General features: G+C 67.8%; 22 protein-coding genes. 15 read left to right on the top strand and 7 right to left on the bottom strand.

The annotated features are described in order from the left end of the window. Positions 1–49 precede the first annotated feature (49 nt). Positions 50–7,024, top strand: coding sequence for a polymorphic toxin-type HINT domain-containing protein (locus ACIO1C_RS23405; RefSeq protein ID WP_401866506.1), 6,975 nt, complete (start codon positions 50–52; stop codon positions 7,022–7,024). A gap of 578 nt (positions 7,025–7,602) precedes the next feature. Here the strand turns inward: ACIO1C_RS23405 and ACIO1C_RS23400 are convergent. The 6 genes from ACIO1C_RS23400 to ACIO1C_RS23375 form a co-directional block, all read right to left on the bottom strand. After that, on the bottom strand, positions 7,603–8,910 hold the full coding sequence (locus ACIO1C_RS23400) for a tyrosine-type recombinase/integrase (protein ID WP_401866505.1): 1,308 nt from the start codon (positions 8,908–8,910) through the stop codon (positions 7,603–7,605). Next, positions 8,910–9,131, bottom strand: coding sequence for a helix-turn-helix domain-containing protein (locus ACIO1C_RS23395; protein ID WP_401866503.1), 222 nt, complete (start codon positions 9,129–9,131; stop codon positions 8,910–8,912). Before ACIO1C_RS23395 ends, ACIO1C_RS23400 begins: the two co-directional genes overlap by 1 nt. Further along, positions 9,131–10,561: a replication initiator gene (locus ACIO1C_RS23390; RefSeq protein ID WP_401866501.1), complete on the bottom strand. Its 1,431-nt coding sequence runs from the start codon at positions 10,559–10,561 to the stop codon at positions 9,131–9,133. Before ACIO1C_RS23390 ends, ACIO1C_RS23395 begins: the two co-directional genes overlap by 1 nt. Before the next feature lie 151 nt (positions 10,562–10,712). Further along, positions 10,713–11,459, bottom strand: coding sequence for a DUF2637 domain-containing protein (locus ACIO1C_RS23385; protein WP_401866499.1), 747 nt, complete (start codon positions 11,457–11,459; stop codon positions 10,713–10,715). Positions 11,460–11,495: 36 nt separating this feature from the next. Further along, complete coding sequence (locus ACIO1C_RS23380; RefSeq protein ID WP_401866497.1) at positions 11,496–12,899, bottom strand: cell division protein FtsK; 1,404 nt, start codon at positions 12,897–12,899, stop codon at positions 11,496–11,498. Then, positions 12,896–13,249 (bottom strand): hypothetical protein, encoded by a 354-nt coding sequence (locus ACIO1C_RS23375; protein WP_401866495.1) that lies wholly within the window; start codon positions 13,247–13,249, stop codon positions 12,896–12,898. The genes ACIO1C_RS23380 and ACIO1C_RS23375 overlap by 4 nt, the downstream gene beginning before the upstream one ends. A gap of 155 nt (positions 13,250–13,404) precedes the next feature. Here ACIO1C_RS23375 and ACIO1C_RS23370 point away from each other — a divergent pair, with 155 nt between their 5' ends. The 6 genes from ACIO1C_RS23370 to ACIO1C_RS23345 all read left to right on the top strand — a co-directional run bounded on the left by ACIO1C_RS23370 (position 13,405) and on the right by ACIO1C_RS23345 (position 17,832). After that, positions 13,405–14,244 carry a GntR family transcriptional regulator gene (locus ACIO1C_RS23370; protein WP_401866494.1) on the top strand — a complete coding sequence of 280 codons (840 nt, stop codon included), beginning with the start codon at positions 13,405–13,407 and terminating at the stop codon, positions 14,242–14,244. Positions 14,245–14,823: 579 nt separating this feature from the next. Further along, positions 14,824–16,071 carry a helix-turn-helix domain-containing protein gene (locus ACIO1C_RS23365; protein WP_401866492.1) on the top strand — a complete coding sequence of 416 codons (1,248 nt, stop codon included), beginning with the start codon at positions 14,824–14,826 and terminating at the stop codon, positions 16,069–16,071. Positions 16,072–16,228: 157 nt separating this feature from the next. Continuing rightward, complete coding sequence (locus ACIO1C_RS23360) at positions 16,229–16,567, top strand: hypothetical protein (RefSeq protein ID WP_401866490.1); 339 nt, start codon at positions 16,229–16,231, stop codon at positions 16,565–16,567. Next, positions 16,560–16,847, top strand: a complete 288-nt coding sequence (locus tag ACIO1C_RS23355) for a hypothetical protein (RefSeq protein ID WP_401866488.1) — start codon at positions 16,560–16,562, stop codon at positions 16,845–16,847. The genes ACIO1C_RS23360 and ACIO1C_RS23355 overlap by 8 nt, the downstream gene beginning before the upstream one ends. A gap of 180 nt (positions 16,848–17,027) precedes the next feature. Continuing rightward, on the top strand, positions 17,028–17,396 hold the full coding sequence (locus tag ACIO1C_RS23350) for a hypothetical protein (protein ID WP_401866486.1): 369 nt from the start codon (positions 17,028–17,030) through the stop codon (positions 17,394–17,396). Between the two features lie 19 nt (positions 17,397–17,415). Continuing rightward, positions 17,416–17,832: a hypothetical protein gene (locus tag ACIO1C_RS23345; protein WP_401866484.1), complete on the top strand. Its 417-nt coding sequence runs from the start codon at positions 17,416–17,418 to the stop codon at positions 17,830–17,832. Between the two features lie 897 nt (positions 17,833–18,729). On the opposite strand, the gene ACIO1C_RS23340 is transcribed toward ACIO1C_RS23345, so the two are convergent. Further along, positions 18,730–19,065, bottom strand: a complete 336-nt coding sequence (locus tag ACIO1C_RS23340) for a hypothetical protein (RefSeq protein WP_161308249.1) — start codon at positions 19,063–19,065, stop codon at positions 18,730–18,732. Between the two features lie 180 nt (positions 19,066–19,245). Here ACIO1C_RS23340 and ACIO1C_RS23335 point away from each other — a divergent pair, with 180 nt between their 5' ends. The 8 genes from ACIO1C_RS23335 (at position 19,246) to ACIO1C_RS23300 (ending at position 25,040) form a co-directional block, all read left to right on the top strand. After that, positions 19,246–20,088 carry a helix-turn-helix domain-containing protein gene (locus ACIO1C_RS23335; RefSeq protein WP_401866482.1) on the top strand — a complete coding sequence of 281 codons (843 nt, stop codon included), beginning with the start codon at positions 19,246–19,248 and terminating at the stop codon, positions 20,086–20,088. Next, complete coding sequence (locus ACIO1C_RS23330; protein WP_401866480.1) at positions 20,070–20,279, top strand: DUF397 domain-containing protein; 210 nt, start codon at positions 20,070–20,072, stop codon at positions 20,277–20,279. The genes ACIO1C_RS23335 and ACIO1C_RS23330 overlap by 19 nt, the downstream gene beginning before the upstream one ends. A gap of 98 nt (positions 20,280–20,377) precedes the next feature. Beyond that, complete coding sequence (locus tag ACIO1C_RS23325; protein ID WP_401866479.1) at positions 20,378–20,572, top strand: DUF397 domain-containing protein; 195 nt, start codon at positions 20,378–20,380, stop codon at positions 20,570–20,572. Between the two features lie 106 nt (positions 20,573–20,678). Then, positions 20,679–20,894 (top strand): DUF397 domain-containing protein, encoded by a 216-nt coding sequence (locus tag ACIO1C_RS23320; protein WP_401866868.1) that lies wholly within the window; start codon positions 20,679–20,681, stop codon positions 20,892–20,894. Between the two features lie 95 nt (positions 20,895–20,989). Then, a complete protein-coding gene (locus ACIO1C_RS23315) occupies positions 20,990–22,690 on the top strand; it encodes a methylmalonyl-CoA mutase (RefSeq protein ID WP_401866477.1) in 1,701 nt (566 codons plus the stop codon). A 103-nt stretch (positions 22,691–22,793) separates the two neighbouring features. Beyond that, a complete protein-coding gene (locus tag ACIO1C_RS23310) occupies positions 22,794–23,303 on the top strand; it encodes a MarR family winged helix-turn-helix transcriptional regulator (RefSeq protein WP_401866475.1) in 510 nt (169 codons plus the stop codon). Continuing rightward, positions 23,300–24,151 carry an ATP-binding cassette domain-containing protein gene (locus ACIO1C_RS23305; RefSeq protein ID WP_401866473.1) on the top strand — a complete coding sequence of 284 codons (852 nt, stop codon included), beginning with the start codon at positions 23,300–23,302 and terminating at the stop codon, positions 24,149–24,151. The genes ACIO1C_RS23310 and ACIO1C_RS23305 overlap by 4 nt, the downstream gene beginning before the upstream one ends. After that, positions 24,111–25,040 carry an ABC transporter permease gene (locus ACIO1C_RS23300; RefSeq protein ID WP_401866471.1) on the top strand — a complete coding sequence of 310 codons (930 nt, stop codon included), beginning with the start codon at positions 24,111–24,113 and terminating at the stop codon, positions 25,038–25,040. Before ACIO1C_RS23305 ends, ACIO1C_RS23300 begins: the two co-directional genes overlap by 41 nt. The last annotated feature ends 167 nt before the right edge of the window (positions 25,041–25,207 follow it).

The raw sequence follows: 25,207 nt of genomic DNA, 5'->3' as shown, positions 1-25,207 counted from the left end.
GCGGACGAGGGTCATGAGGGCTTCACACGGGGTAGGGCGTCGGCGCTGGATGGGGCGCGCGGCGGCTGTTCTTGCGCTGGCCATGCTGCCGGGCCTGCTGACGCCCACCGAATTCATAGCCGAGGCCCAGGCCGAAGCACTCGGTCGGCCGAAACTGCCCGCCCCTCGCGAGGCCGATTTGCGTCCGTTCAGCGGGGCGCCGGACAGGAAGAGCGCCGCGGCGCTGAAGAAGGCGGAGGCAGCTGACAAGGCCGCAGCCCAACGCGCCCGTGACGAGCAGGCCGTGGCGCCCGTGTGGCCGACGCCGGGCACCGTGACCGTGACCGTGCCGACGACGGGCACCACCCGTGCCGCGGCGGGCTCGCTGCCCATCGTGGTAGCTGCCCCCAATTCCAAGCGGAAGGTCCCGGCCGACGAAGTCACCGTCACGGTCCTGAACCGTGACAAGGCCCGGGCGGCAGGCGTCGACGGGGTGCTTCTGACTGCCGAGGGAACGCAGAACGGCACTGCCGCCCGACTGGCTGTGGACTACGGCAAGTTCGCCTCCGGCGGCGGAGACTTCGGAGGCCGGCTCCGCCTGGTCCAGCTGCCCGCCTGCGCGTTGACCACACCCGAGAAGCGTGCCTGCCGGATCCAGACAGAACTTCCCTCCGCCAACAACCGCCAAGACGCCGTGGTCACAGGAGATATCACTCTCACCGCGCCTACAGAGGCGAAGGCCGAACAGCGGTCCTCCGGGGAAGCACCGCAAGCCCACCGGGCAACGGTTCTTGCGCTGGCCGCTGGGGCCGCGTCAGGACTCGGCAGTTACCAGGCCACCCCGCTGTCCGCGTCCTCCAACTGGCAGGCCGGCGGCTCGTCGGCATCGTTCACCTGGAGCTACCCCTTCGGAGTACCCGCTCCGGCGGCCGGTCCCAGGCCGGACCTCGCCCTCTCCTACGACTCCGGCAGCGTGGACGGCCGGACCGCGAACACCAACAACCAGGGGTCCCTGGTGGGAGAGGGCTTCGACCTCACCTCCTCCTACATCGAGCGCAAATACGACTCCTGTGACGACGACGGCCAGAGCGGCAAGTACGACCTGTGCTGGAAGTACACCAACGCGTCACTGGTGCTCAACGGCAGAGCGTCCGAGCTGGTGAAGGACGACACGGACGGCAAGTGGCGTCTGGCGAACGACGACGCGTCCAAGGTCGAACTGCTGACCGACACCGCCCTCGGCAACGGTGACAGCAGCGGCGAATACTGGCGCGTCACGACAGGTGACGGAACCCGCTACACATTCGGCCTCCACAAACTGCCGGGCGCCCCTGCCGGCGAGCGCACCAACTCCGTATGGACGGCACCCGTCTTCGGCGACGACGAGGGCGAGCCCGGCTACGCCGGCGGCACCAGCTTCGCAACCCGGTGGGACATGCAGGCCTGGCGGTGGAACCTCGACATGGTCGAGGACACCTACGGCAACGCCATGACGTACTGGTACGCGGCGGAGAAGAACTACTACGCGAAGAACGGGGTCGATTCCCCGGGCACCGAGTACACCCGCGGTGGCTACCTGGAAGAGATTCGGTACGGCCAGCGCGCCGGCACACTGTTCACGGCCACCCCGGCCGCCTCCCACAAGGTCACCTTCTCTGTCGCCGAGCGCTGCCTGGCCGCCTCACCCGGCTGCACCACCCTGGACGAAGAACACCGGACCAACTGGCCCGACGTGCCGTACGACGCCATCTGCAAGCAAGGCGACGCCTGCACCGACCTCAGCAGTCCCACCTTCTTCACTCGCAAGCGTCTGACAAGCGTCAACACATACTTCTGGAACACCAAACTCGCCACTCCGGGCTTCGACTTGGTCGACACCTGGAAGCTCAAGCACCTCTACCTGGACCCGGGAGAGGTCGGTGACTCCTCCGACCAGTCTTTGTGGCTCGACGAACTCCAGCGGGTGGGCAGCTACGGAACCGACATCACGATGCCGGCCGTGACGTTCGGCCATCAGATGCTGAAGAACCGGGTCGACGGCACCGCCGACAACGTCCTGCCCCTCGGCAAACCCCGCCTGTCCACGATCGTCTCCGAAACCGGCCAGCAGACCAGCGTCACCTACATGCCCGCCGACTGCACCGCCGGCATGACCAAACCGGCCGAGGACAACAACACCAGACGCTGCTACCCCGTCTACTGGGCACCCAACGGTGGATCGGTCCCCACGCTCGACTGGTTCCAGAAATACCCCGTCTCGGACGTGAATCTGAGCTCCAAGTACGGGGGCACACTCCCGGTCAACCACCACTTCGACTACGCGGGCGGCGGGGCCTGGCACTACAACGACGACCCCATGACAGCCCAGAAAGAGCGCACTTGGTCCATCTGGCGCGGTTTCGGGAAGGTGACCCACACCGTCGGAGACGACACCGGACCCAAGTCCAAGGATGTGACGGTCTACCTGCGCGGCATGCACGGGGACAAACAGAAGGACGGCTCCACCCGCACCGAAAAGGTCTCCGGCATCAAGGCCGAAGAGATCACGGATCTCGACCAGTACGCCGGCTTCACCCGTGAACAGGTCACCTACGACGGTGCCAACGAGGTCTCCGGCAGAATCGACGACCCCTGGTCCAAGAAGACCGCCACCCAGCACAAGTCGTACGCCGACACCGAGGCGTACTACCTGCGTACGGAAGCCAGCCACGCCCGGACCCGAGTGACCTCCGGAACCAGCGGCACGGACAAGACACGCACCACACAAACCACATTCGACGGCTACGGCATGCCCACGACGGTCCAGGACTCCGGCACGGAAGCATCCGGCGACGAAGTCTGCACCCGCACCTGGTACGCCCGTAACGCCGACGCCGGTCTCACCACGCCCGTCTCACGTGAGCAGATGGTCTCCAAGCCGTGCAGCGTGGCGATGAGCGCACTCGACCTGCCGGCCGACGACTCCCGTCCCGGTGATGTGATCGCCGACACCGCCACCTCGTACGACACGATCACGTGGTCGGCCGATCAGAGGCCCACCCAGGGGGCGGTGCGTTGGATAGGCCGCGTGGACGGCTACGAGACGTCGGACACTCCCCGCTGGCAGAAGGTCACCGCCACCGACTACGACACCCTCGGCCGCGCGACCCTCGTGTCCAACGCCGCCGCCGTCGGCAAGACCACCCGTACTACCTACTTCCCCGCGGCAGCCGGCCCACTGACGCAACTGGACGTCATCAACGCCAAGGAACACAAGAGCATCACGGTGATGGATGCCGCCCGCGGCCTCCCTCTGAAGACGACGGACCCGAACGGCAAAATCACCGAACAGGGTTATGACGCCCTCGGCCGGCTGACCGAGGTCTGGCTGCCGAACCGGTCCAGGGTGATCGCCCAGGGCGGCAACTACAAGTTCGGCTACAACATCTCCAACACCGCACCCTCAGTGGTCTCCACCTCGACTCTCGGAAAGACCCAGTACAACACCAGCTATGCCATTTACGACCCGCTGCAAAGAGTGCGCCAGACGCAGGCTCCCTCTCCCGTCGGCGGACGGATCGTCAACGAGACCCTCTACGACGACCGCGGCCTCGCCGTCGAGAGCAACGCCGATCTCTGGGACACGAACGCACCCTCCGGCACTCTGGTCGCCACGGCAGGCGGTTCGGCCCCTCTGCACACCGACACCAGCCACGACGGCACGGGCCGTCCGACGCAGGTCGTCACCAAGACCGGCAACACCACTCGGTGGACCACTCAGACCACGTACACCGGGGAATCCGTCACTACCACCGCTCCCGCCGGCGGGAGCGCCGTAACCGTGGTGGCCAATCTCCTCGGACAGGTCACCGAGCGCCGCCAGTACCCCAATCCCACCCCGACCGGCACGCCGGCCACCACCGCATTCACCTATGCCCCAGGCGGCCAGACCAAGACCATCACCGGTCCCGACGAAAAACAGTGGTCCTACGGATACGACCTCAACGGACGTCGCACCAAAGCCACCGACCCCGACAGCGGGACCACCGTCTCCTTCTACGACGACCTGGACCAGCTCGAGTCGACCACGGACTCCGAGAACAGAAAGCTGATCTACGGCTACGACGAACTCGGCCGCAAGACGGGCCTGTGGCAGAACGAGAAAACCGAGGCCAACAAGCTCGCCGCCTGGAATTTCGACAGTGTCCCCAATGCCAAGGGCTATCCCGAGTCCGCCGTCCGCTACGTCGGAGGCACGACAGGCAAGGCCTACACCCAGAAAGTCACGACTTACAACGGCCTCTACCAGCCGCTGACCTCGGAGCTGCAGCTTCCGCCGGCCGCCGATGAACCTCTCGTCGCCGCCGGAGTCCCCCAGACCCTGCAGTTCGCAACGGCCTACAACGTCGACGGCACCGCCCAGTACACGCGGGAGCCCAAGGTCGCGGGACTGCCCTCCACGGGCACCCAGCCCTATGAACAGATCGACTACGGCTACAACCCTCTCGGAATGCCCGACACCGCCAAGGGCGTCACCGGCTACCTGCTCGGCACCACGTACACGCCTGTCGGACTGTTGGAACAGCAGACCCTGGGAAGCGACGCGGCAGGCAAGAAGGTCTTCGTCGCCAACCAGTACGAGAACGGCACCCGCCGCCTTAAAGAGTCCGACGTCACCACCGACACCCACAGCTACATGCTGCAGGACCTGCAGTACTCCTACGACGACGCCGGCAACATCACCAGCATCTCCGATGCCGCCACGTGGCAAGGAACATCCCAGGCCGACAACCAATGCTTCCGGTACGACGGTCAGAGCCACCTCACCGAAGCCTGGACCCCCAAGACCGCTGACTGCTCCGACACCGGCCGCACCACTTCCAACCTGGGTGGCGCTGCCCCCTACTGGTTCAGCTACCAGTACAACGAAGACGGCCAACGCCGAACGGAAACCCAGCACGGACTGTCCGGCGACACCACCATCTCCCACTCCTACGGCACTCCTGCCGGGCAACCGCACCCCCTGGTAAAGACGGAAGCGACCGTCCCGGGCAGCTCCACACCGATCACGCGCACCTACGAGTACGACAAAACCGGAAACACGACCAGCCGGCCCGGAACCCAAGCAGCGCAGACGCTGATCTGGAACAGCGAAGGGCAACTCGCCCAGACCCGCGAACCCGCCAGCGGAACCAAACCCGCCACGAGCACCAACTACCTGTACGGCGCCGACGGTGAACTCCTCATCCGCCGTGCCGCCACCACCGACGGCGAATCGATCCTGTATCTCGGCGCCACCGAGGTGAAATTCACCGTCTCCAACAGCGGCACGACGAAGGCACTCTCCGGCACTCGCTACTACGCCGGCGGCGCGATACGAACGGTCACCGCGGGCAGCAGTGATCTCTCCTTCCAGGCTGGCGACCACCACGGCACCATGAGTCTGACCGTCAAGAACAACGCGACGCAGGCCGCCACCCGCCGCTACCTCACGCCGTTCGGAGCCCCTCGCGGAGGCGAGCCCACCACCTGGCCGGACGACAAGGGTTTCCTGGGCAAGCCGGCGGACAGAACGACCGGACTGACCCACATAGGCGCCCGCGAATACGACCCGGGCATCGGCCAGTTCATCAGCGTCGACCCCATCCTCGACGGCAACAACCCTTTGTCCCTCAACGGCTACAGCTACGCGAACAATAGCCCCGTCACGCAGTCGGACCCCTCCGGACTGTTCTGCGACGGCTGCAGCGCGAACAACCCAGACACGGTCTGGACGCCGGACAACGGACCCGGATGCACCCACAACGCGTGCTATGACGACAGTGGGGATGTCCTCTACCCGATTGATCACAGCGAGTCGAGCAGCGGCAACGACAGCAGCAGTGGCAGCGGTAGTGGCAACGCCAGCACCGGCGGTAACTCGAACGCGCAGCCCGAAATCGTTCCCGGTGTAGCCATACCCACCGAGGAAGACCTCCGCAACCGAGGCTACGACCCGTGGCGAAACAAGACATACTCGCAACTCCTCGTCATGTGGGCCGATGGAAAGTGCCTGAGTGACGCAAGGAGCGATGCTTGCGGAGCCCTTGACCAACTGGGCTGGCTCAGCCCGACGGGTGACTTCCTCGAAGTAATCGGCGTACGCGACGCCATCCGCTGTGCTCACGGAAGTGTCAGCGGCTGTGTCTGGACAGCAGTGGGATTCCTGCCGATAGGAAAACTCGGCAAAGCGGCCAAACTCCTCAAGAAGGGCGACGACGCTGCCGCGCTTCGCCTGGCGGACGACGAGGTTAACGGGCTTCGCGTGGGCTGCAGTTTCCTTCCCGGAACCCGCGTCCTCATGGCCGACGGTACAACCAAAGCCATCGAGGACCTGAGAGTCGACGATGAAATCCTTGCCACAGAGCCTAAAACTGGAGAAACCTCACCGCAGAAGGTGACGGCCGAGCTTTTGAGCGAGGGGCTTAAGAACCTCGTAAAGGTCACCGTCAAGGGTAAATCGGGAGCTCAGCAAAAACTCATCTCCACCGATAATCATCCATTCTGGGTCATTGGCCTACGTAAGTGGGTGGAGGCGGCGGATCTCAAGCCGGGGCAGTGGCTCCGCACGTCTGCCGGGACGCGCGTCCAGATCGACGCTCTTCAGCCATGGACGCAAACAGCCCGCGTGCACAACCTGAGCGTCTCGGGTCCGCGCACGTACTATGTGCTGGCGGGTGAGACTCCGGTACTCGTTCACAATGCAACGCCAGGTCAGAAGTGCGATCTGACACTGGGGGCTGGTCCGAATGCCCGAGAGGGAGTTGGTCTGGAGGACGGCGACATCGAAGCAGATGGCGTTCGAGATCTGATCAATGAATCAGGAAATGCGCACGGCTGCCACACTTGCGATGCCACGACCCCTGGCACCAAGGAGGGGGATTGGATTCCAGATCACCAGCCGCCGTCTAGCCTCGTCGCTCCCGGATCTCCGCAGACGGCGTATCCTCACTGTCTGCCCTGTGCTAGGCGGCAGGGTGGGGTCGTCTCACAACTTTCACAAGGAAAGAGCAAGAAGGAATGGTAGCTAATAGCCCTGCGGTTGCATTCCTGGCGAAAATCGAGCACGGGTGCCTGATCTTGCGGGATGCGGGAAGTGACGATGACGTCAGCGACTGGGATCCGGAGTCGAGCAGCTGGTATCGAGAGGGTAGTTCGCTCATCTTCGGCGTTCAGGCCAGTGTTGACGGTCCTGTCGAATGCGAGGTGTGGAAGTCGGCTCCGCCTGTGGTGCTTCCTGCGAACCTCTTGGAGGTGTCACTCCCATGTCCGTCTGGGTGGCTCGTATTGCACGACCCGAACGAATATGCCCGAATGCAATTCACGGGATTCCGTGGCTCTGTGATCTGTTCGGTAATGGTGGATGATCTGCAATTTCCGTCAAAGGTTCAGATCTTGCTGAGGGAAGAAGGCAAGTAGTTTCTTGACGCTTGCAGGAACGGGCGAGGTTCCATTCGGGGGTCTCGCCCGTTTCTCGCGGCGTGAGGGAGCTGTTTCCCTGGGGGTATGACCTTTCCGCACGGTTCCGAACTGCAAAGTTGAAGCCCCGTCAGCTGCGTCCTGGCGGGGCTTCTGCACGGGTGACGGCAGTAGTTGACGGCAACGTCAGCGGACGATGGCTCCGCACAGTGGCGGGTCGTTGCCGTCGTCGCGGGTCGGCTCGTGGCCGGCAGGACCGTCGAGCGCAGTGCTGAGGGTGTCGATGGCGTTGCGCTGGAGGCGGAGCCGGACGTGGGCGTAGACGGTGGCGGTGACGCCGATGTGGGCGTGGCCGAGGAGTTCCTTGATGACGACGAGTTCGACGCCCTGTTCCAGCAGCAGGGTGGCGGTTGAGTGGCGGAGGTCGTGGAAGCGGATGCGGCGGAGGCCGGCCTTGCGGAGGAGCGTGATGAAAGTCCGGGTGAGGTTGGTCGGATCGACCGGACCGCCCTGCGGCGTGGTGAAAACATGCCCGCTGTGCTGCCACGCGGTGCCCGTGGCCTCCCGCTCGCGCTGTTGCTGTTCGTGGTGGAGCTTTAGCGACTGGGCGCAGCGGGTCGGCAGGGCGATGCGGCGTTCGGAGGCCCGGGTCTGGGTGGGCAGCGTGGTGAGCCCGCCGGTGCTGGTGCGCTGGAGTGTGCGGCGGATGGCGGCGGTGCCGGCGTCGAGGTTGAGGTCTTCCCAGTGGAGGCCGAGGAGTTCGCCCTTGCGGAGTCCGGTGTGCAGAGCGAGTTCGAACAGCGGCTGCAACCGGTGACCGCTGGTAGCGGTCAGGAACATGCGGGCTTCGTCGGCGGTGAGGGGTTCGAAGCGGCGGGGCCGTGGGGTGCCGGTGCGAACGTTGCGGGCGACGTTGCGCGGGATCTCTTCCTCGCGTACCGCGTGCTCCAGGGCGGACTTGAGCACGGAGTGCACGTAGGCCAGGGTCAGCGGCGAGAGCCGCTTGGAGCAGCACTTTCCGACAGCGCAGCAGCGGGGCTGGTCGCGGGCGGTGTCGAGGCCGCGGGTGCAGCACTGGCAGGTGGTGCGGAGCTGGTTGAGCCAGGTGCGCACATCCTTGGCGGTGAGCTTGGCGAGCTTCTTCCGACCGAGGCCGGGGATGAGGTAGAGGCGGGTGACGGCGGTGTAGCGGGCGTGAGTGTTCTCGCGGAGCTGGTGGACGGCGACAGCGTCGAGCCAGTACGTCAGGTACGCGGCCACGCTGCCCTGAGCGGACGGGATGGGGAGGCCGCGGTTGCTGGCGGCGATCTTCTCCGTGAGCTTGGCCAGGGCCTCCTTCCTGGTGGTGCCGTAGACGCGGATGCGCTTGCGGGTGTTGCCGGGGGCCAGCACGTATCCGGCCGCTTCCCAGCGGCTGTCCTTGCGCTTGTAGACGGTCCCGTCGCCGTTGGCTCGGACGCGGCGGGAGGCAGGGGTGTCGCGGGGCGTGGTCATCAGGCGGCGTCCTGTTCGAGGCGAATACGGATGAAGTCGGTGAGGGCGTGGGTGGGAATGCGGCGGGCGCGGCCGAGGGTGATCGAGGCGAGTTGCCCCGTGCGGAGTAGGTCGTAGACGGCGGAGCGGCCGAGCTGGAGGCGGGCCATGACCTGGGGGACTGTCAGCAACTCCAGGGCCGCGTTGGCGGGTTGGAGGACGGCAGCCGCAGGAGAGACCATCAGCAGCCCCCTTCGGCCGTGAACTGTCGTTCCAGTTCCTTGCGGTGCCGGACGTGGGCGGCGAGGAGGGCCGCGCCGGGGCTGTAGCCCGTGCCGAGGTAGTCCCAGTGGCCGACGACGAGGGTGGTCGTCGGGTCGGGCTCGGGAAGGCTGGCGTGAGCGTGGGCCTGTTCGGTGCGCCAGATGTGGCGGGTTTCGCGCAGCGCGCCGAGGGTGGTCGAATAGCTGCGGGACTTGGTGGAGAAGTGGCCCCGGAAGCCGAGCATGTGGGCCCACTTCCAGAGCTTGAGGTCGGCGAACTCGGCGAGCTTGCCCAGCTCCCAGCAGGTGCGGATCATCTGCCGCACGTGCCGGGCGACGGCGAGGCGGGGCAGCGGCCGGGCCTGCCCGGTGCCGTCGCAGGCGGTGCAGGGGAGCGGGGTTCCGTGGGGCAGGAGGGTTGCGCCGCGTCCCTGGCAGGGGCGGCAGTACAGGGCGCGGTCGAGGGTGCCGGAGGCGTCGGCGGACTTGGTGGCGTACTTGGCCACGTATGCGGCGACCGCTTGATCGGTCAGTTCGGCGTCGGTGCCGAAAGCGGCGATCTCGCGTACGTCGAGCTGCTGGCCCCAGCCGAGTTCGCGTTCCCCGACCGCGTCCGACACGAGCGTGATGCGGACGCGCGGCGCGGCGGCGCGGATGGCGTCGCTGAGCACGCGGACGGTGGCATACGGGGGCGGAGGCTGGGTGCTGCCGTCGGGGCCGTCGAGCCGGATCACGGCGTGAAAATGGACCAGGCCGCGCTTCTGATACTCGGCGACCTTGGCGAAGGAGACCCGCAGAACCGCGCGGGCGGCCTTCTGAGTGAGGCCGAGTCGGGTGGCGAGCTCGCGGCGCAGGTAGGTGGTGAAGCGTGCCCACAAGGCCCCGGCGTGGGCGTTGAAGAGGACCGCGCCCGCGTAGTCGTACGTCGCCGGATTCAGCGGTGTGCCGAGCAGAGGGTCAGCGGGTTCGTGGCGGGTGCCGCAGCGGCAGGGGCGGGCGTCGGGGCGGTTGTGGACGGGGCCGAAGGAGGGGGCGGTGAGGGTGGCGAAGACGCGGGGGTGGGTGCAGACGGTGTCGGGCACGGTCTTGCCGCCGGAGAGGCCGGCGCGGATGAGGTGGTAGGTGTCGGCGGCGTAGAGGCGGGAGCAGGCAGGGCAGCGGGAGGAGCGGCGGTTGCCGCACGCGGTGAGCAGGCTGCCCGTGGGCTCGTCGGAGGAGGCGTAGGAGCGCAGGACCTCGCCGGTCGTGGTGTCGACGGTGGTGGTGTGGCCGGTCAGGCGGACGGGTTCGGTGCAGCCGCCGACGTGTTCGATTTGCTGCTGTGCGCGGTTGAAGTCGGGGTGGTTGACGAGGTGGAGCAGGTCCCGTACGGCGGGGCTTGCCACGTGGCGCAGGTCCAGGGTGACCATTCGGGGCGTGTCCCTATCTGTTCGGGTGGGTGGCCCCGAGCAGCAACCAGCGGAGCCAGAGGGCGTGTTGGTGCTGCTCGGGGCATGGCGAACCAGGCCCAGGGGCGGGCGTGGGTTCAGCGAGGGGGATGTGGCCGGTGGGGGCCGGGGCTCAGAGCTGAGCGAGTGCGGTGGTGGCCACCGGCAGGGCGATGCCCATGCGTGTGCCCAGGTGGGCGGCGGTGATCGGTGTTCCGTGCTCGGCGCGGTGGGTGTCCGCGATGCGCCGGGCCGCGTCCAGCAGGGCGGCCGGAAGGGCAGGGCCGGAAGCGGGTCGGCCCGTCGTGGTGACGGCGACCGGCAGAGCGGCGGCCGCAGCGGGCTCCAGTTCCTCGATCAGGGAGGCGGCGATCTGCGGGGCGGGCGTCGGGGGTGCCGATTCGGGTGATGGTGCGACGTCGGGCACCGGCTCGGTGGCAAGGGTGGCGGCGGTGGCCTCCAGGTGCTGGTTGGGGCGGGTGTGGGTGTGGAACTGGGCGAGGAAGGCGGGGCCGACGTGGCCCCAGCCGAGGAGCAGGAGCGGGGCGACGGTGTCCAGGCAGGCCCGTCCGTAGCGTCCGGCCAACAGCGGTTCGGCGGTGTTCAGTCCGAGGGTGAGCAGGCCGCACAGGTGCAGCAGCCGGGTGCCGGCCTTCAGCTCCGCCTTGGGGACGCCGCGCAGAGCGAGGAAGCGCAGGGCGACCAGGAGCCCGACCACGGACAGGTCGACCATGGGGGCGATCAGTGGCGCGATCGGGTGGGGGACGCCGAGCCGCAGGGCGAGTGCCCAGACGTTGCCGAAGGAGAAGACGAAGGCCAGGGACGCGATGACCGCCATGACCACGGTCACGGTGCGCCGGGTGAACCGTTCCTCCGCCATGTCCTCAACCTCCCTTCCGGTGTGGGCTTTTCGGGGCTACTTGGCGAGCGACGGCAGGGGTGCCGTGGTCAGGCCGGGCGAGGCGAGAAGGGCGTCCAGGCACAGGTCCGGATCGGCGGTCAGGTGCGAGGTGGCTTCGGCGACGCGGGCGGCGTCGGCGTCGGAGACGTAGGGGGTGCGGATGCGGGTGTAGCCGGGGCGGCCCTGCATCGCCATCACCGCGACGCCGACGTAGGCGGGGTCCTGCAAGGTGACCGGGCTGGCATCGGGCCAGTTGCGGATGTCGTCGCCGAGTGCGGCCACAGCGGCTTCCACGGTCTTCTGTGCGAAGGACAGCCCGATGGGGCACACGTCGCGGATGAAAGTGGGGATGGCGTCGCCGGTGGTCTTCTGGCTGATCAGGATCACCAGGATGCCGACGCTGCGGCCCTTCTTGACCATGTCCTCCACCAGCCGGGCGTTCTCCGCCGTCAGCGCGGCCAGCCGTTTCGTGGCCGGGTCGCTGCCCTTGTACTCGCGGAAGTACGTGTGCGCCTCATCAATGATCAGGACGGTGAGCGGCCACTGCGGCGAGGGCCCGACGTGCCACATGTTCTTCACGCCCAGCACGTCACGGATGGTCGCCGAACGCCGCTTGCGCAGCTCCACCAGGCGCTTGAACAGCGCGTTCGCTTCATCGAGATCGTCTCCGCAGAACGCGAACATCCGCTTCACCAGGTCGGCGTAGTCGCCCTCCGAGGCCCGCGACACCTTGCCGTCAGCCGTCACGAACTGCACGGACGCAGACGGCGCGAAGTCACAGACGAACTTGTTGACCCCCGAGGTCTTGCCCGCACCCGGGACGCCGGCCACCGTCACCCCGGGCACGTTGGCCAGGGACACGCACACCTTCGCGGCGTACTCGTCGATGCCCAGCTCCCAGCGCGTCAGGTCCACGGGCGGGAGGCCAGTGGGCCGGTGCGTGGTCGGCGTGGTCAGCGGGTCGGAGCGCACGCCCCGGATCACCACCCTGCCGGGGCCGTCCGGCAGCACGGACACCCGCGTGCACCGCCAGGCATCCGCCAGGAACCGCGCCGACTTTTGGTACTCCTCCAACCCGACCTTCGGCAGAGTCTTCGCTCGCACGACCACGCCGAACCGGTCCGGCTTCACCTTGATCCGGGGAGTGAGCACCCGAGGTGCGGGGGCGGGGCTGTCTTTGGACGCGGTGATCTGCGCGAGCAGTCCAGGCGTTTTGTCGGTGACCGTCAGCCCGGCCATCCGCGCGAGCCGCACCCAGCCCCAGCGCACCCGCACGGCCTGCCGCATGCTGACCCGCGTGCCCCGGTCGGCCCGCACATAGCGCACCACCGTCACCAGCAGCCACACACCGACCAGCACGGCCACGGCCAGCAGCACGTCCGGCGCGTACTCCAGCACTGAATTTTCGAAGCGGATCACTGGGCCGCCTCCACCGTCACCAGCTCCAGACGGGCGGCCCGGTAGGCAACGCCCTCGGAGAGCTGACCGTTGAAGATCCGCGCCCACGGGGTCGCGAACAGCTCGACGGGCCGCACCATCACGCCCGGCTTGAGCCCGGCGGCCAGGCCGGTCTCCGGGACGGTGATCTTCAGGACCTCGGCCCGGCCGTCCTCCATGAGCATCACGGTCACCGTGTACAGCGACGCCCCGGTCTCCCGATCGGTGGCGACCTCCCCGGTCTGCTGGTCCTTGATCTTCAGCACCGGCTCGGTGCCCGCGATGCACACCGCCGACGGCAGCAGAGCAACACGGATACGGGTCATGGCCATGCCATCACACCCCTTGTTCGATGGAGCCGCTTGATCGACTCGCCATGACCATAGCGCTACGGCGATACAGACGCAACGCTCGATTAGGTGGGACGGTCGATCAGGTCGGCCACGCGGGCATGCGTCGTAGGCGCTACGGCCGCTACGGTTGGCTCATGACACTGCCTTTGGACGAGGACCCGCGGCCCCCCTATCTCCAGGCTGCCGAAGTGCTGCGGGCCGCTATCCTCAGCGGCGAACTCCAGCCCGGCGAGCGCCTGCCGTCGGCACGTGACCTGCAAGAGCGGTTCGGCGTCGCCAGTTCCACGGTTCAGAACGCCCTGCGCGTCCTGCGGCAGGAGGGGCTGGTCTTTTCCGTGCTCGGCCGGGGCAGTTACGTCAGCCTGCCTCTCGACGAGAAGGACATCGAGGGGCGAGAGGCAGAAGAGGAGGGCCCTTTCCCGCCCGGGTGGCGCTCGGCCCGAGCCGAGGACAACCGTCCTCCTTTCGTCCGAACAGCGGACACCCTGCGCGAAGAGATCGAAGAAGGGGTCTTCCCTCCGGGCAGTCAACTTCCCTCGGCGCGTGAGCTGCAAGAGCGGTTCGGCATCGCCAACTCCACCGCGCAGAACGCCCTCCGCCTCCTGAAGAGCGAGGGGCTGATCTACGCAGTCAAGGGACGTGGCGTCTTCGTCCGCACCGTCCCCACGCCGGGCAAGCACTACAGCTCCAAGGTCGTTCAGCACCTCCAGCGCGAGGAGCTCGAACGCCAGGCCCGGAGTACGGCCGGCGAGTTCTCACACCTTTCCGACGCCGAGCTCAAGGCGCTCGCCAGCCAACTCCACGACGAGCTCAACCGAACCCGCGACGCCTACAAGGCGGCGGTCGAGAAGGGGCGGAAAATCACCAGAGAACTGGCCCGCCGAGGCCAACTCGCGCCACCGCTCCACGACGACCCCGCAGCAGCCCGCAAGGAACTCGAAGACAAGCTCTCCCAGGCGAAGAAGCGCCGCTGACAAGCGGTCCACATCCCATCAGACGGCCCTGTCCAGCCGTCGCAGTGGGTGAGCTGTTCAGAGTTTCTTTACTTGATCAAGGCGACCCGCTTGCGCGGGTCGCGCGCGCCCGGCCCCACGGGGCCGCCGCCCGCTCCTGTCGCCGCCCCGCTCGCCGCCGACCCCGCCGGACCGGGCGCGCAACAGCCAGCACAGCGAACCACTTCCGGGGCTCCGCCCCAGACCCCGGCCCTCCCTCCGAGGGGCAGGGGGCCGAGTCAAGGTGCGGCCTCGTCGTGGTGTGGGGTCGCGGGTCGCGGGAAGGGTCCCTCGCCGCCCGGTCACCGAAGGCGTACCAGGAACCCCCGGGGGCCGCCAAGGCCGAGCGCACGCGTCACGATGTGAGCCTTGGCGGCCCCCGGGGAACCCTGGCACGGCGAAGCTGCCCGACCGACGAGGGACCCCTCCCGCTCAGGCCCCGATTCTGCCGGAGTTCCGGCGCGCCAGGTGGTGGGGTAGCCCCTGTGGGTGGGTGTCTGCCGGATCGTCCCCGGGTGATGTGCCGCCCGGGCGTACCGTGGAGTGGGAGGTGGTGAGTTGATGATTACGGAGCTGGCCGACAACGTCCGAAAGTACCGGCGTCGCGCGGGGATGAGCCAGGAGGAACTGGCCCATGCCGCAGGCGTATCGCCGGGCACGGTTCGCAAGGCCGAGCAGGGCGGCACTCTCCGCATGGAGACCCTGCACACGCTCGCCCGAGCGCTTGGGGTGACCACCGCCGCGTTGATGGCGTCCGATGCCCCGGAGCCCGTCGGGCAGACCGAGGAGCCGAACCGCGTCAATCTGATCCAGCTCCGCGCCGCCCTCACTCCAGCCGTCGGACTTGTGGACCAGGACGCCGAAGCCGTGGGCGAGGAACCGAACCTGCGCACCTTCCGACGGACGCTGCAAGACGCACGGGTGCTGTACTTCTCCGACAGCTACAAGAGCGTCGCCGCCCAACTGCCGGTCCTGCTGCGTGATGCCGGGAGGGCCGTCGCCTACTACGACAGCGGGGACGAGCACCGGCAGGCTCTGCTGGCCCGTGCCGAGGCGCTGCGTCTGGCCGGCACCTACCTCACCCAGGTACGGCAGTACGACATCGCGTACGCCGCCGTGCGCGGCGCCATCATGGACGCCCGTCAGGCCGGGGACATGCTTGCGGCGGGCTCCGGTGTCGGCTGCATGTGTTGGCTGCTGGTGCGGCAGGGCCGCTTGGACGAGGCGGAACAGGTCGCTGCCCGGAGCATGGACGCGGTGGAGCCGAAGATCACCGGGGCCGAGCCGGACCACTACGCGGTGTGGGGCGGCCTGGCGATGGAGGCCGCTGCCGCAGCCGCGAGGAACAACCGTCCCGACGAGGCGAAGGCGTACCGTCAGGCCGCCCGGGTCGCGGCAACCGCGGTCGGCACAGCGCATCGCAACGTCTCCCGGCACTGGTCCGTCTTCGGGCCGGTCACCGTCGCGGTCAAGGCACTTGAGGATTCCCTGGTCGTCGGCGACGCCCGCGCGGTGGTGCGCAAGGCAGGCGAGCAGGAGGAGTTGTCGCCCAAGGCGTGGAAGCGCCTGGGCAGGCCCAGCACCAACGACGGGAACCGCTTCACCCTCGATGTGGCGCGCGCCCACACCCGGACCGGCGACCTGTCCGCCGCCATGGACGAGTTGACCCGCGCTCGGGAAGCCGCCCCGCAGTGGCTGCGGCACCAGAACGGGGCCGCCGAGACCATGCAAGAGATCCTCGGCAAACGCAAGCGCACCCTCACGACAGAGATGCGCGAAATGGCCGACTACCTGGGCGTCGTCGGGTAGCTGCCACGCAGCGTGGCAGTTCGTGAACCAAGAGTCGCGAACTGCCATGACTCCTGGCTGGGGTGACGATCAGTCAGTGCCTAGGGTCGGTGTGTCCACCATCAGTGACCCAGGCCGGGGGTGCCCAGTGAGCCAGCCCAGGAGCGATGCCGACCGCATGCGTCGCAGAGAGCTGTACGACGCCGCGTCGGGCGGGGGAGGTCCCCGCTTACTGCCGTGGACCAGCCCGGAGGGGAAGCCCTGCTACCTGAGCACCGACGGCCGGGGCTACCTCTCCACCCTCGCCGACAGCATCGAGACGGTACAGCTCAGCATGGGCCAGGAACTGCTGGAGTACGCCCGAGACGCCACGGCACCTGGCGCGAAATCCCGGTCGGCGACCGAATACCGCTGGCTGGCCCGCCGGTTGGCAGAAGCCCTGACGGACGCGCTCAGGGTCGCGGAATCGCGCGGACAGCGCATCCCGGATCAGGAAGTGGCGACCGAGGATGCCTGACTCTCCGAACGCCGGCGCACCAGTACGCGATGCCTCTCGGGGGCGCTACCGCTTCCGCGAGTACCGCGTGACCACCGTCCCCGACCCTCTGGCGCTGCCGACCATGGAGGCGGTCTGCGTCACTGGCGAAGAGCGCAGCTGCGGTGCCACGTCAGGCACGCTGCACACCTCGGACGAGCTGACCCGTTGGATCGCCGGACACCGCGCCCAGAGCGGCCACGAACTGTATGAGCAGACCGTCCGCGCCCTCGTCCGTGCCGAGCCTGGCCCATGGCACTGAAGTCCCCGAGGGTGACACCACGCCAGCGGCAACGCGACCGCGCGGCCCGAGCCCTTGACGGCAGTAGCGACGGCAACACCCACGGATTCCCCCGCACAACCACGGACACCAGAGGAACCCGAAACAGGCGCTGACCTGCAAAGAAGCAGGTAGAAGGTGTCCGCGTAGCACACGTACTATGTGCTGGCAGGAACCACGCCGATCCTGGTCCACAATGACGACAAGAACCTCTGCAAGCTGCTTGGGATCACTCAGCCGCAGCTCAATAAGCTGGTCGGCGATGCCTATCGCGATCACATTGCAGACTCCTACCGGCAGCGGGGAATGAACGTCATCACGGACGCAACAAATCCAGGTCCGCTGACCTTCCCTACTCCATGGGGTGATCGTGTCTACGATATTGGAATTCTCGATTCGAATGGCGGTGTCGCGCATTACATAGAGACGAAGTCGGGGAATGCAGGGAAAAATGCATTGCAGATGAAGAAGGATGCTTACATTGAGCAGAAATTCGGGGTTCGTGCCAACTATGTCTTTGACGGCAACTGAGTGTCAGAGGTAAGTAATCATGGCATTTGAGTGTGGTGCCCTCGGGCGTTCAGGCGGCAAGACTGCTCTGGAGTGCTTGCATTACCTTCTGGCGTACTTGCTGGCTGAAGATTCCGACGTCTCCCCCGGTTCGATCAGGGAAGGCGAGGGCTGGGCTGCCACCAGAATCCAGATCGCCCGCCCCGGAGAAGCGATCATGGAGCAGTACGTTCAGGTGAGCGTCGGCGGAGAGATTGTGGACATTTACCTTGAGAGTGCTCGTGAGATGTTGAGCGACGACGATCTTCAGGGGCGGGATCTCATGATGACAACTGTTCTCAGTGGAGTAACTGATCCCGTGGTCAATGATCGAATCATGGCCTACGCACTGACGGAGTGGAACGGAGTTTCATGGGACGAGACATCCGGATTTACCGTCCCGGGATCGCCTGATTAGCACCATTCCGTAGCCGGGTTAAGCCGTCAATGGAATTCCTGCTGACCCTGCCTGACTTCCGATCGGGCAGGGCTGGCAAGATGAACCATTCTGGGCTTGATAGAGATCCCGGAGGGTGCTCTGTGAGGGTGCGGGCGGTTCGGCGGCGCCGGCAGGATTTCGCATAGATTGCCGCCTCACGCTCCGGGCGATAGGGAAATGTGACCTCGGCGTCCCTACTGGAATCTATTCTCAGTAGGGACGCCGAGGCGCTTGGTGGCGGTAGTTGATGACGCCGCACAGCAAGCTCGGGGCGCACAGCCTGCAGGCGCGGTGGTCTGGATCATCGCCGTACGCCGGGGATGGCGTCCGTCTCTGTCGTGGGCTCAAGCTGTGGCCTGCGGGGAAGCCGAAAGTAATCGGCCTGGTCCGTTCGTAGCAGCGAGCGTTACGTCGCATGGGCGTAGCTACTTGGCACCCTTCGTCAACGCGTACGGAAGTTGCGACCTTCACCCGTAGCTGGATGCCCGGTCGCGCACTGAACCGCGTGGTTCGCAATCCTCGGCTATGGGGATTGGGGGCCCTCCTCTGGTGGCAAGCCTGCTCACCTACTCGTGGGCTCTTCTGGCCGTGGGTGCGCTGTGCACCGTATGTGGCCATCTCCTGAAGCCCATCGGTCAGTGGGTGGGGAATCATGTAGGCCGAGGGCTGTGCGGCTTCGGGTGTTGGCTTCGGATACTCGGGCGCTGAGTAGTTCGGTGGGGGTCGGGGGGCGGACTCGGGTGGGGTCGGCGTCCCATTCCCGGCCGCCGCCGAGGGGGCGGAGTTGGATGTACGGGCCGACCCCGCCCATGACGATGCCGACGCGGTCGCGGGCGGGGTCGTGGACGGTGTCGCCGACGGCCGGGGGGCCGTCTGTCACCGGCCGGTGCCCTTGACGATCACGGCGGCGAGAGCCAGCGCGACCGGGGCGGAGCAGACGCCCAAGTAGACGAGGGCGTAACGGGTGGCCCGGCCCGCGTCGTCGTCCGTGTCGCCTTCCGTCTCCGGCCAAGGGGTACGTACATCCATGGCGGGCAGTTGGATCCCCGCCGCCGTCAGCGCCTCGGCGAGCGCGTCCCTCGCGTCAACCGCCTCCTGGATCTTGGCCGTTCCGACCAGGCCCTCCGGAGGTACGAGAACGCTGTGTGCGGGGGCGGGAGTTGCTCCCGGTGTGCGGCGGGGGAGCGGCGAGTGGGGAGGCTGCGGCGTCATGGGGGGCCTTCCTTCGGCTGTTCTTGCGCGGAATCTCCGCCCCGGTCGCGAGTCGCGTATTACTGTGCGTGAGGGGCGTGTTACGAGAATGCGCCACCGGGGGTACGGGCCCCGCTGTGGGCGGGTGCTGCTTCCCTCGCATCCGAAGCACGTTCCACACCTTCCACGGAGGGCAGCACCATGCCGACGAGACGAGTGGTCACCAGCCGCAGCAGGGAACCCCGCGCACGGTTCGCGGAGGAACTGCGCGCCATGCGGGTTCAGCGCGGCGAAAGCCTGCGGCAGCTGGGCGAACGGGGGGGCTGGGACTGGTCGTTGTTCGGCAAGATGGAGAAGGGCGAGACGGTGGGCGGCCCGGAGGTCGTCCAAGCCCTCGACACGTACTACGGGACGCCGGGGTTACTGCTGGCCGTGTGGGAACTGGCCGTGAGTGGCAAGGCGCAGTTCCGCGAGCGCTACCGGCGGTACATGTCGCTGGAGGCCGACGCGGTGAGCCTGTGGCACTTCGCGGTGAGTGTCCCGCCGGGCCTGTTGCAGACGCCGGGCTACGCACGAGAGGTTCTGGCCGCCGGTGGCCTCAGGGGCGAGGAGTTGGACCAGCAGGTCGAGGCACGGATGGGTCGGCGAGAGCTGCTGGCGAGCGACGACGCACCACCGTTCCGCACGATCCTGTCGGAGGCGGTGCTGCGGACGCCGTTGCGGGACGCGGCTGAGTGGCGGGCGCAGCTGGAGTACTTGCTGGATGCGGGCGAGCGCAGGAATGTGACAGTGCAGGTGTTGCCTTTCAGCGCGGGGCTGCATGGCTTGCTGAGCGCTGACATGTGGTATCTGCGGCTGCCGGACGCTCGGACGGTGGCCTACGCGGAGAACGGCTACCAGGGCGAACTGATCGAGGAAACGGCACCTGTTGAGCGGTTGCAGCTCAGGTACGATGCGGTGCGCGACATGGCTCTGTCCCCTGCCGAGTCGCGGAAGTTCATCCTGCGCCTGTTGGAGGAAGTGACGTGCGATCCGTCGACCTGAGCGTTGTGACTTGGCGTAAGAGCAGCTACAGCAATCAGGACGGTGGCGCTTGCGTCGAAGTCTCAAACGACTTCGACGCCATCGTCCCTGTCCGGGACAGCAAGAACCCGCATGGCCCTGCGCTCGCCTTTCCGGCCGATGGCTGGTCGTCGTTCGTCTCGGCCGTGAAGAGCGGCGCGCTGGGAGTCTGAGACGCCAGTTGTACGAGACGGGCTCCCGCAGGCTGGTTGTGCCGGTCTGCGGGGCCCGAGTAGCCGGAGTTCACCGTGCGCAGCCTGGAGGACGTGCCGTGAGCGCTACCACATGGCGTAAGAGCAGCTACAGCAATTCCGACGGCGGACAGTGCGTCGAGGTCTCCGACGACTTCGTTGCCGTCGTCCCTGTTCGGGACAGTAAGGACCCGCATGGCCCTGCGCTCGCCTTTCCGGCCGATGGCTGGTCGTCGTTCGTCTCGGCCGTGAAGAGCGGCGCGCTGGGAGTCTGAGGCATCGACTGTACGAGAGGAAGCGTCGTGCGATCCCTTGGCCTGACCGTAGTGGCTTGGCGTAAAGAGCAGCTACAGCAATCCGGACGGTGGTGCCTGCGTCGAGATCTCAGAGGCGCCCATCGACCTGAGCGCCAGCACGTGGCGTAAGAGCAGTCACAGCAACTCGGACGGCGGCGCTTGCGTCGAGGTCGCCGACAGCTTCGTCGCGGTCGTTCCCGTCCGGGACAGCAAGAACCCGCGCGGCCCCGTGCTCGCCTTCCCGGTCGGCGGCTGGTCGTCCTTTGTGGCGGCCGTGAAGGACGGTGCGCTGAGCGTCTGAGGCGCCCGTTGTGCGACCGCCCCGCGCCCTTCCCATCGACATTTACTTGGACGTCCTAGTAAATTGGATGCATGGAAGGCAAGGAGGGTGAAGGTATGGACGCTCACGCCGTCGAAGAAGGCCGCCGTCGCTGGCAGGACCGGTACGACAAGGCCCGCAAGCGCGACGCGGACTTCACCACGCTGTCCGGGGACGTGGTGGAGCCGGTGTACGGGCCCCGGCCCGGGGACACGTACGAGGGCTTCGAGCGGATCGGCTGGCCGGGGGAGTACCCGTTCACGCGTGGGCTGCACCCGACCGGGTACCGGGGCAGGACGTGGACCATCCGGCAGTTCGCCGGCTTCGGGAACGCCCTCCAGACGAACGAGCGCTACAAGACCATCCTCGCCAACGGCGGCGGCGGGCTCTCCGTGGCCTTCGACATGCCGACCCTGATGGGCCGCGACTCCGACGACCCGCGCGCCCTGGGCGAGGTCGGCCACTGCGGGGTCGCCATCGACTCCGCCGCCGACATGGAGATCCTCTTCGGGGACATCCCGCTCGGCGACGTCACGACGTCGATGACGATCAGCGGCCCGGCCGTCCCCGTCTTCTGCATGTACCTCGTCGCGGCGGAGCGCCAGGGTGTCGACCCGGCCGTCCTCAACGGCACGCTCCAGACCGACATCTTCAAGGAGTACATCGCGCAGAAGGAGTGGCTGTTCCAGCCCGAGCCCCATCTGCGCCTGATCGGCGACCTCATGGAGCACTGCGCGAGCTCCATCCCCGCGTACAAGCCCCTCTCGGTCTCCGGCTACCACATCCGCGAGGCGGGGGCGACGGCCGCGCAGGAGCTGGCGTACACCCTCGCCGACGGCTTCGGCTATGTGGAACTGGGCCTGAGCCGGGGCCTGGACGTGGACGCCTTCGCCTCCGGGCTCTCCTTCTTCTTCGACGCGCACCTCGACTTCTTCGAGGAGATCGCCAAGTTCCGCGCGGCCCGGCGGATCTGGGCCCGCTGGATGAAGGAGGAGTACGGCGCCAGGACCGACAAGGCGCAGTGGCTGCGCTTCCACACCCAGACGGCCGGGGTGTCGCTGACCGCGCAGCAGCCGTACAACAACGTCGTACGGACGGCGGTGGAGGCCCTGTCGGCCATCCTCGGCGGGACGAACTCCCTGCACACGAACGCGCTGGACGAGACCCTCGCCCTGCCGAGCGAGCAGGCCGCCGAGATCGCGCTGCGCACACAGCAGGTGCTGATGGAGGAGACCGGCGTCGCCAATGTGGCCGACCCGCTCGGCGGCTCGTGGTTCGTGGAGCAGCTGACCGACCGGATCGAGGCCGAGGCCGAGAAGATCTTCGAGCAGATCAAGGAGCGCGGGCTGCGGGCCCATCCGGACGGACAGCACCCGATCGGCCCCATGACCTCGGGAATTCTCCGGGGCATAGAGGACGGGTGGTTCACGGGCGAGATCGCCGAGTCGGCGTTCCAGTACCAGCGGTCCCTGGAGAAGGGCGACAAGCGGGTGGTCGGCGTCAACGTGCTCCACGGCTCGGTCACCGGCGACCTGGAGATCCTGCGGGTCAGCCACGAGGTCGAGCGGGACCAGGTCAGGGTCCTCGGCGAGCGCAGGGCCGCGCGGGACGACGCACGGGTCACCACTGCCTTGGAGGCGATGCTGACGGCCGCCCGCGACGGGTCGAACATGATCGCGCCGATGCTGGAGGCGGTACGGGCGGAGGCGACGCTCGGTGAGATCTGCGGGGTCCTGCGGGACGAGTGGGGCACGTACACGGAGCCGCCCGGCTTCTGAGACGCGGCTCCGACGACGCGGGCTTTTTTCCCCCGGACCGGTTGTATGGGGTCCGGGGGATGCTTTTGGCATTTAGCTCTTAGTGAGAGCTAAAATAGGTGGCATGACCACAGAGACGCCGGAGACCGCCGCCGGAACGACGGAGACCGCCGAGGGCACCGCCCACGCCGACGCCCTCGCGGACGCGCTCGCCGGGGTCCAGCGGCTCGTCCGGCGGCGTCTGCGGCGTGAGCTGGACGTCTCGCCGATGCGCGGCGCGCAGATCGAGCTGCTGCGCCTGGTCGCGGCCCGCCCCGGCATTGGAGTGTCGGCCGCCGCCCGGGAGCTGCACCTCGCCAACAACTCCGTATCGACCCTGGTCAACCAGCTCAGCGGGGCCGGCTACCTGCGCCGCGAGACCGACCCGGACGACCGGCGCTCCGCCGTACTGCTGCCCACCCCCGAGGCCACGGAGCGGCTCGCCGCCTGGGCGTCGCGGCGCGGCGCGCTGATGCGCGAACAGCTGGCGCGGCTGACCGTGGAGGACAGGGCGGCCCTCGCGGCCGCCGTCCCCGCACTGAACAGACTCGCCCGGAACCTCCGCGAAGACCACGAAGAGGGGGAGCGCGCATGACCGACGAGAAGACCGACGCCGTCACCTGTGCCGGGCTCGACTACGCCTTCAACGGTACGAAGGCCGTCGACGACCTGGACCTGTCCGTCGGCGCCGGCGAGGTCTTCGGGCTGCTCGGCCCCAACGGCGCGGGCAAGACCACCGCCATCCGCTGCGTCACCACCCTGCTGCCCGTCCCGGCCGGCATGGTCCGGGTCTTCGGCCACGACGCGGCGAAGGAGCCCATGGCCGTACGCCGCCTGCTCGGCTACGTACCCCAGCAGCTCTCCGCCGACGCGACCCTGACCGGCCGGGAGAACGTCACCCTGTTCGCCCGGGTCTTCGACGTCCCCCGCCGGGAGCGGGCCGAACGGGTCGCGCAGGCCCTGGCGGCCGTCGACCTCACCGACGCGGCCGACCGGATGGCCAAGACGTACTCCGGCGGCATGATCCGCCGTCTCGAACTGGCCCAGGCGCTCGTCAGCGCCCCCCGGCTCCTCATGCTGGACGAGCCGACGATCGGCCTGGACCCGATCGCCCGCACCAGCGTGTGGGAGCACATCAACGCCGTACGGAAGGCGACCGGCATGACCGTTCTTGTCACGACCCACTACATGGACGAGGCCGAGCAGTACTGCGACCGGATCGCCCTGATGCACCACGGCCGGATCCGCGGCCTCGGCACCCCCGGCGAGCTGCGCGGCGAACTGCGCGCCCGGCGCGTGGCAGCGGGCACCGCCACGGAGAAGGACCCGCTCCCGACCCTGGAGGACGTCTTCCGCGACGTGGCCGGCAGCGGCCTGGACGAGGAGGGAGGGGACTTCCGCGATGTCCGTACGACCCGGCGCACCGCCTCCCGTGTCGGCTGACGGCCAGGGCGGCGGCCAGGGCGGCGGCCCGAGCGGCGGCCCCGGCGGCGCCCCGGCCCCCGGGAGCAAGCCCGACCTCAGCAAGCTGAACCTGCTCCTCGTCCCGCCGCGCCCCCGCACCGGCTGGCGGGTCCTGCTCGCCCGGGTCGCCGCGATGTGCGCGGTGGAACTCCAGAAGCTGCGCCACGACCGCACCGAGCTCTACACGCGCGCGGTCCAGCCCGCGCTGTGGCTGCTGATCTTCGGCGAGACCTTCACCCGCATCCACGCCATCCCGACGGGCGGCACGCCGTACCTCGACTTCCTGGCGCCCGGCATCATCGCCCAGTCCGCGATGTTCATCGCGATCTTCTACGGGATCATGATCATCTGGGAACGGGACGCCGGCGTCCTCACCAAACTGCTCGTCACCCCCACCCCCAGATCCGCGTTGATCACCGGCAAGGCGTTCGCCGCCGGGGTGAAGGCGCTGATCCAGGCGGTCGTGGTGATCGTCATCGCGGCGGCGCTCGGCGTCGGCCTGACCTGGAACCCGCTGCGGCTGCTCGGGGTGGCCGTCGTGGTGATCCTCGGCTCGGCCTTCTTCGCCTGCCTGTCGATGACGATCGCGGGGATCGTGCTGACCCGCGACCGGCTGATGGGCGTCGGCCAGGCCATCACGATGCCGCTGTTCTTCGCCTCCAACGCCCTGTACCCGGTGGCGATCATGCCCGGCTGGCTCCAGGTGATCAGCCGGATCAACCCGCTGAGCTACCAGGTCGACGCGCTGAGAGGCCTGTTGCTCGGGACGTCGTCCCATCATCTGCTGCTGGACTTCGGGGTGTTGGCGTTCGCCGCCGCCGTGGGCGTGGCCGCGGCCTCCTCGCTGCTGGGCCGCCTGGCCCGCTGAGGGGCCCGGCCCGCTGAGGGGCCCGGCGGCGCACGGCCGGCCGGTCGCCGGCCACGAACCGCGTGGCAGCGGTGAAGATGGAACACTGCCGTGATGGACGGTGATGGGCCGCGGCTGAGCGGCGTCGCGAAAGCCGGGGCCCGAACGAAAAGCGCCGACGGCTTTCT

Source organism: Streptomyces sp. NPDC087420 (assembly GCF_044744165.1).
Taxonomy (GTDB): domain Bacteria; phylum Actinomycetota; class Actinomycetes; order Streptomycetales; family Streptomycetaceae; genus Streptomyces.
The sequence above is the reverse complement of the archived record's forward strand: the minus strand, read 5'-3'. Positions and strand labels throughout refer to the sequence as shown.